A 2,984-nucleotide genomic window follows, 5' to 3' on the forward strand; every position below is an offset into this window, starting at 1 on the left:
TATCTGTTCTTTCCTCAAAATATTTAGCTAATCTTTGAGAAGATACAGGTTTAGCTGAAGAACCGCGAATAACGTTAACCATAATTTTTACCTCGGGAGTTCTTTTAGCAGAATCATTAGATGCCTATTGATTCTTGAGGAGGGCAACAAAATTACTATAGCATTTTTTCAACCATCAAGTCATGTTATGCTCATCGGTTAATCCCCAGTTTTGACCTAAAGCTATAAATTATAGCTATTAAGTAGGGAGGCACAATTATTTGTAGGATGGGTTAGCGGTAGCGTAACATGAGTGGGCGTTGGGTTTCATGCTTCAACCCAACCTACGTTCTATAAATATAGATATTAACCTCTCACAATAAACCGCGATAGCGGATAAAAACGAGGATTACTGCCCAGGAACCTAAAGCTACTTTAACGGCGACTAAAATGTTTAGTATCGGCAAAATGCCGCCACTAAATAGCGCCCCTAATTCCCCGTGGGGTAACTCAAATCCTGAGAGAGTAATGGCAGCCAAAACAATAAAAACTAAGACGGAAATTTTCTCCCATGTTGCCGCTTGCCAACGGCGATAAATTGCTTGCATCCATTCGGGAGACGAGGTAATTGCTATTAAACCAATTGCCGTACCTCCGGCGACTCCGGCGGCAAAACCTCCCCCCGGACTTAAATGTCCGCGGATAGCTAATTCAATGCCCACTAAAGCGGTAATTGTTGCCCCTAAACGGGCTAAAATAATTGAAGGTTGGTCGGTAAATTGATGGATTTTACTGGCGGGTTTTTCGGTGGCTAAAATAAAATTTGCCCCCATAATGGCAATGGTAAAAACAACCACTTCATAGATGGTATCGTAGAGACGATTACGAAAAATAACCACCGAAACCGCATTAGGAACACCGCCGTCGCGCACCAGGGATTCAACAATTTCTAAGGATGATACAGAGGAAGCAGTATTGGGAATAATTACCATTTTGATAGCGAAGGCAATAGCGGCTAGAGTATAAATCCATTTCATTAGTGTTTCTCCTCTAATTTGGGGGTTTCAATACAGGTTAAAATCGTGTTTGCTGCCGTTAATTCATTTTTAAAAATATCGTAGAGATAGGGTAATCTAATTGTGGTTTCGTAGGGGATGGTTTCTGGATTGTCTTGACGGATACAGACGGCATGAACATCCTTATCCATAAGTGCCTGTTGCAAAGCTTGTTTATCACTGTAGGCAACTAATTCTAAACGCATAAAACGCTTACTTAAAACCGTTTGTAGTTGAGTTTTTAACTGTTCTAAAACTGTATCGGTTTCCTCGGCAATTACTCCTAAACGCATCACTAAAGAGGAACGAATCGCCACCGCGTAGAGAGTTACGGCTAACATGGTTCCCATCAAAGCTTCGGTTAAAGATACATCTGCCGCCCCTAATAAAGCATAAACTAAGGCTGCTATTGCTCCCAAAACCCCGCGAATTACTAAAGCTTGGTAGGGATTGGATTGTAACATCACCATCGCCGCAGTTAAAGGCAAGAGGGCAACAATAACATAGAGATAACTTTCATTCATCTTTAATTTTACTCTCGATCGCTAGAAGTATAAGCTAAAACGTAGCCTAACATGGTGTTCCAAATTGCTAAGGAAATTATTGCCAATAATAATAAAGGCCAATTTTGGGGAACTTTCAAAAGTAGTCCGAAAATAATCGCCATGGAACCCAACGTATCAGCGACAGATAGACCGTGTAATTTATATAATACCGAGCGCTTGTCTAAAAGATGCGCCGTTCCCCAAAACCAGAAAAACACTCCGATAGTGATGCAGATATAACTGAAAATGTCAATCATGATTCGTTCAATCGTTTAAGAATTTGTGCTAATAACATAAAGCCAGCATTACCGACACTGAGAATAATCACTGCTACCACTCCAATCATCCAATCATCCCGCAGAACTGACACCACTAGAATAATAATCGATGATTTACTGGAAGCACTGGCAAAGGCGGCCATTTTTTGCCAGATGTCATCATTTCTTGCCACTTCATAAAGGGGAATTAATAGGGCGACAATCATGGCAATGAGAACAATATTCATCCCTGGGAACTCCGTTTAATTACATGAACTTCATAACCCTCATTTTCCTTGTATTCGGTGACGATAGTTTTCGGTGTAAAAGTAATGAGAAATATATCCCAAAAAGCCAATCTGGGTGAACGTTTACCCGAAATTCTCTCTAAAATAATTTCTTCTTCCTTGTGGGGACGAAAGATGATTTCAAACGCTTCCTTATAAGCTTGGGGAATAGCTATAAAGACTTTAATTATTACCTTTAACCAATCGCCTAAAGTTTCGCTAGAGCCGAAATTACGGGGCAAAAGAAAAGCAATAGCCACCCCGATCATAATATTAGCGGGGGTAAAATTAGCGGTGAGCAAAAACCACATAGTTAAACGCAGAATTATATGTCCGATCATGCTAAGACCATCCAAAACAATAGAACTAACATTATACTCATCATCCCGATGAGATTATCAAATTGTTCCCAAGCCCGTGATAATTTTAGGGATAACTTTTTGAAAACTCCCAGATATAACCACCACCCCGCACCGATGACGGCTAAAGCTTTGATAATATTGGGGAGATTATAAGCTTCAACATAGACGGCATTGGATAAAAATAGGGCGGCAAGGAGCAGAATTATTGCTATCCAGAAACCGATAGTTAGCTTCTGTTTACTTTCGCCACCCGCGTGGGGTAAAAAGATAAATTTAGCAAAGGAAATCGCCGTCCCCACCGCCACAAGATTGATTATAATCTCTTGCCAGGGGACTAAATTTTTCATCGTTAACGCTTTTGCCCCAAAACCGGATAATAGGGGGAATCCAGAGATAGAAAAACTAGCAACCACTAGGGCAATCCAGAGGGAATTAGGGATCGATTGTTGCTGTAATTCTTTAAAATTGCGACTGGGTAAAACTCCCGCTAACAGAAATA

At 40.6% G+C, this 2,984-nt stretch carries 5 protein-coding genes and 1 pseudogene; all 6 read right to left on the reverse strand.

The genetic code is table 11. From position 1 onward, the window contains the following. Positions 1 to 353: 353 nt before the first annotated feature. Positions 354 to 1,016 carry a Na(+)/H(+) antiporter subunit B gene (locus PX636_RS18340; protein ID WP_002796743.1) on the reverse strand — a complete coding sequence of 221 codons (663 nt, stop codon included), beginning with the start codon at positions 1,014 to 1,016 and terminating at the stop codon, positions 354 to 356. Then, positions 1,016 to 1,558 (reverse strand): DUF4040 domain-containing protein, encoded by a 543-nt coding sequence (locus tag PX636_RS18345; RefSeq protein ID WP_002771877.1) that lies wholly within the window; start codon positions 1,556 to 1,558, stop codon positions 1,016 to 1,018. Before PX636_RS18345 ends, PX636_RS18340 begins: the two co-directional genes overlap by 1 nt. An 8-nt stretch (positions 1,559 to 1,566) precedes the next feature. Further along, positions 1,567 to 1,836 (reverse strand): monovalent cation/H(+) antiporter subunit G, encoded by a 270-nt coding sequence (locus PX636_RS18350; RefSeq protein WP_002796741.1) that lies wholly within the window; start codon positions 1,834 to 1,836, stop codon positions 1,567 to 1,569. Further along, a complete protein-coding gene (locus PX636_RS18355; protein ID WP_002771873.1) occupies positions 1,833 to 2,084 on the reverse strand; it encodes a hypothetical protein in 252 nt (83 codons plus the stop codon). The genes PX636_RS18350 and PX636_RS18355 overlap by 4 nt, the downstream gene beginning before the upstream one ends. After that, positions 2,081 to 2,464: a Na+/H+ antiporter subunit E gene (locus tag PX636_RS18360; RefSeq protein WP_002796740.1), complete on the reverse strand. Its 384-nt coding sequence runs from the start codon at positions 2,462 to 2,464 to the stop codon at positions 2,081 to 2,083. Before PX636_RS18360 ends, PX636_RS18355 begins: the two co-directional genes overlap by 4 nt. Next, positions 2,461 to 2,984, reverse strand: a pseudogene (locus tag PX636_RS18365) (cation:proton antiporter); the annotation flags it as partial. The pseudogene PX636_RS18365 and the gene PX636_RS18360, both read right to left, overlap by 4 nt.

This window comes from Microcystis sp. M53598_WE2 (genome assembly GCF_030067735.1).
GTDB classification, from domain to species: Bacteria; Cyanobacteriota; Cyanobacteriia; order Cyanobacteriales; family Microcystaceae; genus Microcystis; species Microcystis aeruginosa.

Bases quoted from the DNA above. Each gene is read 5' to 3' on its own strand.
- PX636_RS18350 (WP_002796741.1), bottom strand. From the start codon at position 1,836: ATGATTGACATTTTCAGTTATATCTGCATCACTATCGGAGTGTTTTTC.
- PX636_RS18340 (WP_002796743.1), bottom strand. From the start codon at position 1,016: ATGAAATGGATTTATACTCTAGCCGCTATTGCCTTCGCTATCAAAATG.
- PX636_RS18360 (WP_002796740.1), bottom strand. From the start codon at position 2,464: ATGATCGGACATATAATTCTGCGTTTAACTATGTGGTTTTTGCTCACC.
- PX636_RS18355 (WP_002771873.1), bottom strand. From the start codon at position 2,084: ATGAATATTGTTCTCATTGCCATGATTGTCGCCCTATTAATTCCCCTT.
- PX636_RS18345 (WP_002771877.1), bottom strand. From the start codon at position 1,558: ATGAATGAAAGTTATCTCTATGTTATTGTTGCCCTCTTGCCTTTAACT.